Here is a 6,374-nt window from a genome sequence, read left to right on the forward strand (position 1 = left end):
CCGCGTCCCCGCGGCCGCGCGACGACATCGACGCATGGCTACAGGAGCAGGCCGACAAGCGGCCGGACGCCGAGCACGGGCCCGGATGGCACCTGGCGATGCTCCCGCTGAGCGACGGCGGCGCGGTGGTGAGCCTGGTCACCACGCATTGCCTCACCGACGGCGTCGGACTGTGCGAGGCGCTGGGTGACGCGGCTTCCGGACGCGACGACGAGGTCCGCTGGCCCGCCGCGGGATCACGGCGGCGGTGGCGTGCCCTACGCGAGGATGCACGCCAAACCGCGCACGACGCACGCGATGTCGGCCGCGCCATCGGCGCAGCCGCCCGAATGCTCCGGCAGGGCCGCGACGGAAGCGGCGCGGCGGCCCCGGCACGCGGAAAGCGACCCCCGCCACCCACCGCGCCGGACGACCGCATCACCCTCCCGATGGAGACGATCTTCGTCAGCGCCGACGAATGGGACGCCCGCGCAAACGCCTTGGGTGGCACCAGCAACGCACTTTTGGCCGGATTGGCGGCCCACCTCGCCCAGCGGGTGGGGCGGGTCGCCGCCGACGGGTCGGTCAACGTGGGGATGCCCTTCAACGAACGCGCCCCGGGCGATACGCGCGCCAACGCGGTCACAAATGTCGACGTCACGCTGGGCCCCTCGGCGATCACCACGGACCTGCGCGAGATCCGCGCCGTGATCAAGCAGGCGCTGGTTCGCCATCACGATGTGCCTGACGAGCGGTGGGCATTACTGCCCCTTGTTCCCCTGATCCCGAAGCCGGTCTTCCGGCGATTGCTCAGCGTGGTCACCGGCGGCGCCACCACCGTGGTGTCGTCCAATCTCGGCGCGCTCGACCCGGCCGCCAATCGGCCGGACGGCACGGACGCCGACTATTTCGCCATGAAGTCGGTGTACCCGGGCGTGACCACCGCGACGATGCACCGCACCAACGGCGCGCTGGCGTTGCTGTCGGGAAGGGTCCACAACCGGGTCTTCATCTCGGTCCTCGCCTACGAACTGGGCCGCCACAACTCGAACGAGGTTCTGCGGCAGGCCCTTTCCCGGGTGCTGAGCGACTTCTCGCTCACGGCGACGACGGGGTGGTGCACGGTCTGCCCGGTGTGAGCGGGTGACGGGCCGCTAGGCCTCGGCACGTGTTTCGGTGAGGCGGTACAAGTTTGGCTCGGCGAGCTCGTCGAGCAGCGCGGCGAGGTGATCCGCTAGCTCACCGGGTTCGAATCGGACATCACCGGCCAGCCAGGCGCTGATGGTTTGCCCGACACCGCCGACCACGAAGTGCGCGGCGGCCTTGATGCGATCGTTTGCCGGTACGTGTAGCGCGTTGCCAACATGCTGGCCCGACAACATCGCGAACAGTGCGCTGGACTCGGCGCGTTTGCGCACCACCACCGGATCGGCCAGCTGCATGCTGAACAGCAGGCGGCCCACGCGGGCGTCATCGCTGATGGTCCGCACGATGTTGGCCATGCCCGCGCGGGTCTGCTCGCCGGCCGGCACCGCCGCGACTGCGGCCTGGGTGGTGGCGGCCAGCTCGGCGACAACCCAGTCGAAAACGCAGGAGACGAATTCGTCCTTGTCGGCGAAGCTCTCGTAGAAGTACCGGGCCGCGAGACCGGCGCGGCGGCACACGCCGCGGACGGTGACCGCCGAGATGTTCGGCCGCTGATCGCCGAGCAGGTCCAGCCCCGCGGCCAGGAGCCGGTTACGACGGGTGGCCAGCCGCTCGGCGGCCTCGACCCCGCGGTACGGCCGCGTGCTGGACGTCTCGCTCATGCGAACCATCTTGACACTAACGCCGCGGCACGACAATATCAGGAAACAAGCGTTCGCACATTAGCGGACACCCGCCGCGGGGAGGATCCGACGATGGCAATTCACGAGCCGGTGCACCCACCGAGTGGGCACGTCGAGCGCAGAGCCACCGATCCGCCCCGTCCGCAGCGGCGCAAGCGCAGGCGGGCGCTGGGCATCGACGAGGGCCTGATGGGCGTCGCGCTGCTGGCCGGCCCGGCGAACGTGGTCATGCAACTGGCGCAGCCCGGCGTCGGGTACGGCGTCCTGGAGAGCCGCGTCGAAAGCGGCCGCGTAGACCGGCACCCCTTCAAGCGGGCTCGCACCACGTTCACCTATCTGGCGGTGGCGACCAACGGCAGCGATGCCCAGAAGGACGCCTTCCGACGGGCGGTGAACAAGGCGCACGCCCAGGTTTACTCGACTCCGGAAAGCCCGGTGTCCTACAACGCCTTCGACCCCGCGCTGCAGCTGTGGGTGGGGGCCTGCCTGTACAAGGGCGGGCTCGACATCTATCGGATGTTCATCGGTGAGCTCGACGGCGAGGACGCCGAGCGCCACTACCGCGAGGGCATGGCGCTGGCCACGACGTTGCAGGTGCCGCCGAAGATGTGGCCGGCAGACCGGGCGGCGTTCGACCGTTACTGGGAAGAGTCGCTGGCCAAGGTGCACATCGACGACACCGTGCGGGAGTACCTGTATCCGATCGCCGCCAACCGCATCCGGGGCGTGAGGTTGCCGGGTCCCCTACAGCGCCTCTCCGAGAGCTTCGCGCTGATGATCACGACGGGCTTCTTACCGCAGCGGTTCCGCGACGAGATGCGGCTGCCCTGGGACGCGACCAAGCAGCGGCGCTTCGACAGGCTGATCGCCGTATTGGCCACGGTGAACCGGTACCTACCGCGAGTCATCCGGCAATTCCCCTTCAACGTCTTGCTGCACGACCTGGATCGCAGGATCAAGAAGGGGCGCCCGCTGGTGTAGCGCTCCGCGGCGACACCTCCGCCAAATTTGATAACGACAATCATATTCATTAAGCTCTCCTCAGCCTGGTAAGCCTTCCAGCCCGAGGAGTACCAATGACGGCGCCAATCTTCATGGCCTCGCCGCCGGAACTACATTCCACGCTGCTCAGCAGCGGTCCCGGGCCCGCGTCGCTGCTGGCGGCCGCGGGCGCGTGGTCCGAGCTGAGCACCGAATACACCTCCGCGGCAGAACAATTGACCACGTTACTGGCGGGGGTCCAGGCGAGCGCATGGGAGGGGCCCAGCGGAGAATCGTATGTCGCCGCGCATGCCCCGTACCTGGCGTGGCTGACGCAGTCCAGCGCCGACAGCGCGGCGGTTGCCACGCAACACGAGCTGGCCGCGACCGCCTATACCGCGGCCTTGGCGGCCATGCCGACGTTGCCGGAACTCGCCACCAATCACGTCGTCCACGGAGCGTTGCTGGCGACGAATTTCTTTGGCATCAACACGGTTCCGATCGCGGTCAACGAGGCCGACTATGCGCGGATGTGGACCCAGGCGGCGACGACGATGTCCACCTACCAAGCGGTGTCCACCGCGGCCGTCGCCGCGACACCGCAAACCGACCCGGCGCCGCCGATTCTGAAATCTCAAGCGTCAAGCGATGGTTCGGGCGACGTCGACCATGACCCCAAGATCGACAACCCGTTCAATGACTTCATCGCGAACATCCTGAAGAACCTGGGGATCGACTGGGACCCGGCCAAGGGAACAGTCAACGGGCTGCCCTACGACTCCTACACGAACGCCGGGCAACCGATCTTCTGGGTGGTGCGCGCGCTGGAACTCCTGGAGGATTTCGAGCAGTTCGGCTACTACCTGGTGCACAATCCCGCGTTGGCCTTCCAGTACCTGGTGCAACTCATGCTGTTCGACTGGCCGACGCACATCCTCGAGATTTTCATCAGCCAGCCGGAATTGCTGGCCCCCGCGCTCCTGCTCGCGGCCGCTCCGTTCGCCGCCGTCGGCGGCTTCGCCGGGTTGGCCGGCCTGGCCGCCATCCCCCACCCCGCGGTCGTCCCAGTGGTGGTCGCGGCACCGCCACCGGCGCCGACGCCAAGCATCCCGCCGGCCATCGCCATGGCCCCGGCCCCCGTCGCGCCGGCCGCGGCTCCGGCGTCGGCACCGGCGCCGGCGCCCGCCCCCGCGGCGACCACGGTGGCCCCGGCACCGGCGGCACCCGCACCGGCGGCACCCGCAGCGGCGTTCCTCCCTCCGTATGTCATCGGTCCTCCGGGCATGGGAACGGGCTCGGGGATGAGCGCCAGGTCCAGCTCGAGCGCCAAACGGAAAGCGCCGGAACCGGATAGCGCCGCCGCCGTGGCGGCCGCGACAACACGGAAAGCGGCCCGGGCGCGCCGGCGCAGGGGCGCGACGCAGCGCGGGCACGGCGATGAGTTCATGGATATGAACGTCGACGTCGACCCGGAGTGGGGCGGGTCGCCCGTCGGCCGCGAGTCGTTGGCGTCGGACCAAGGCGCCGGCGCGTTGGGGTTCGCCGGCACCGCGCGCCGGGAGGCGGCTGCCGCGGCGGCCGGATTGACCACGCTGTCCGGCGACGAATTCAACGGCGTCCCAACGACACCCATGATGCCGGGCACATGGGGCACCGACGGTGCCGACGAGGGAACGGGGCAGGTCGACGGCCGGGACGGCAGCCGGTAACGGCAGACGCACTCCGATGTACGCCACTACCGTTGCGCGCCAGCGGAAAAGGCGACGCGTGGCGGCAGCGTACTGTGGGTTGGGTGCGAAGCGAAGGCGATACCTGGGACATCACCACGAGTGTGGGCTCGACCGCGTTGTTCGTGGCAACCGCGCGGGCATTGGAGGCGCAAAAGCCCGACCCGCTGGCCGTGGATCCATACGCGGAGGTTTTCTGCCGTGCCGTTGGCGGTTCGGCGGCCGACGTCCTCGACGGTAAGGACCCCGACCATCAGCTGAAGACCGCCGACTTCGGCGAGAACTTCGTCAACTTCCAGGGCGCCCGCACCAAGTACTTCGACGAATATTTTCGCCGCGCGGCGGACGCGGGTGTGCGCCAGGTGGTCGTCTTGGCGGCGGGTCTGGACTCGCGCGCCTACCGCTTGGACTGGCCGGCCGCGACGACAATCTTCGAGCTGGACCAGCCGCAAGTGCTCGACTTCAAGCGCGAGGTGCTCACCGGCGCCGGCGCCCAGCCGCGCGCCGAGCGCCGCGAGATCGCGATCGATTTGCGCGAGGACTGGCCGCAAGCCCTGCGCGACAGCGGCTTCGACCCGGCCAAACCGTCGGCGTGGATCGCCGAGGGTCTGCTGATCTATCTCCCGGCCGACGCCCAGGAGCAGCTGTTCACCGGGATCGACGGGCTGGCCGGCCACGGCAGCCACGTCGCCGTCGAGGATGGCGCCCCGATGAAGTCCGAGGAGTTCGAGGCCGCCGTGGCGGAAGAACGTGCGGCCACCGCGGAGGGCGACCAGCGCGTGTTCTTCCAGCTGGTCTACAACGAGCAGTGCGCGCCCGCCACCGAATGGTTCGGCAAGCGCGGTTGGAACGCGGTCGGCACCCCGTTGGCCGACTACCTTCGCGAGGTCGGTCGTCCGGTACCGGGCCCGCAGACCGAAGCCGGCCCGATGATCGCACGTAACACGTTGGTAAGCGCCGTCCGGGCCTGAGGCATCGAGACGAGGCCGGCCGCGAACACTGATCGCGGCCGGTTCCGGGGTCTTCGGCCGCGAGGCGATCGGGGCGGAACTTTTTCGGTCCGCCGGCCGACTAATGGCTGCGTGATCGTTCACCGGCTGCCGCGTCGTGGCGGTCGTCGAGTTCGACCCAACCCGATCGTCGAGGAGTCGCTGCCATGACCGCGCCGGGGCGGACGGCGTCGTCCCTGTTCGACTCGGCAGCGCCGGCGGATTGGAGTTGCGAGCCGAGATTGATAATGAAAATGATTTTCAGTAAGGTGGGGCCTTGCTGTGAGACCGCACAGCGTGCGGCTGTGAGTTTACCGAAAATGCGGCGAAACCCTACTCAGAACGTCCTTATCGGCGGTAAAAGAAGGGCAGTGGAGTGGCGAGTCGGACAGGCCCAAACGCCTCGACAGTTAGCTTATGCAATGCTAACTTCAGGCGGGTCAGGTTAGGGGAGACTACATACATGAAAAGGCGCGGCCGTGGAACACGGTGACACCGGCATGCTCACAGTTCAGCCAGTCAATTCGCGAGTGGACGCGCGCGTTGACGACGACGTCGTCAGCCGGTTCGCCACGTGCTGCCGCGCGCTGGGCATCGTCATCTACCAACGCCAGCGACCGGCCGACCTGAACGCCGCTCGTTCGGGCTTCGCCGCGCTGACGCGCATCGCCCACGACCAGTGCGACGCGTGGACGGGACTGGCGGCCGCCGGTGATGTGTCGCTGCGGGTGCTCGAGGCGGTATCGCGCACCGCGGCCACCGCGGGCGTGCTGCAGCGCCAGGTGGACCTCGCGCCCGACTCGCTGGGCTTTCGCTACGACACCGGACTGTATCTACAGTTTCGCGCCACCACTCCCGATGACTTCCAC

The 6,374-nt window shown here is 68.6% G+C and carries 5 protein-coding genes and 1 pseudogene; 5 read left to right on the plus strand and 1 reads right to left on the minus strand.

Going from position 1 to position 6,374, the window contains the following annotated elements:
• Positions 1-1,118, plus strand: a 1,118-nt coding sequence (locus tag Q0W90_RS22165; RefSeq protein WP_297776633.1) for a hypothetical protein, incomplete at its 5' end; no start/stop codon positions are given.
• A 15-nt stretch (positions 1,119-1,133) separates the two neighbouring features.
• Here the strand turns inward: Q0W90_RS22165 and Q0W90_RS22170 are convergent.
• Positions 1,134-1,796 (minus strand): TetR/AcrR family transcriptional regulator, encoded by a 663-nt coding sequence (locus Q0W90_RS22170; protein ID WP_297594530.1) that lies wholly within the window; start codon positions 1,794-1,796, stop codon positions 1,134-1,136.
• Between the two features lie 84 nt (positions 1,797-1,880).
• Here Q0W90_RS22170 and Q0W90_RS22175 point away from each other — a divergent pair, with 84 nt between their 5' ends.
• From Q0W90_RS22175 to Q0W90_RS22190, 4 genes and pseudogenes are all read left to right on the plus strand, one after another.
• Positions 1,881-2,789: an oxygenase MpaB family protein gene (locus Q0W90_RS22175; protein WP_297776636.1), complete on the plus strand. Its 909-nt coding sequence runs from the start codon at positions 1,881-1,883 to the stop codon at positions 2,787-2,789.
• A gap of 95 nt (positions 2,790-2,884) precedes the next feature.
• Entirely contained in the window at positions 2,885-4,498 is a 1,614-nt protein-coding gene (locus Q0W90_RS22180; protein ID WP_297594534.1) for a PPE domain-containing protein, read from the plus strand.
• Positions 4,499-4,581: 83 nt separating this feature from the next.
• A complete protein-coding gene (locus tag Q0W90_RS22185) occupies positions 4,582-5,487 on the plus strand; it encodes a class I SAM-dependent methyltransferase (protein WP_297776639.1) in 906 nt (301 codons plus the stop codon).
• 497 nt (positions 5,488-5,984) lie between these two features.
• A pseudogene (locus tag Q0W90_RS22190) lies at positions 5,985-6,374 on the plus strand (type VII secretion AAA-ATPase EccA); the annotation flags it as partial.

Source organism: Mycobacterium sp. (assembly GCF_025933915.1).
Classification (GTDB): domain Bacteria; phylum Actinomycetota; class Actinomycetes; order Mycobacteriales; family Mycobacteriaceae; genus Mycobacterium.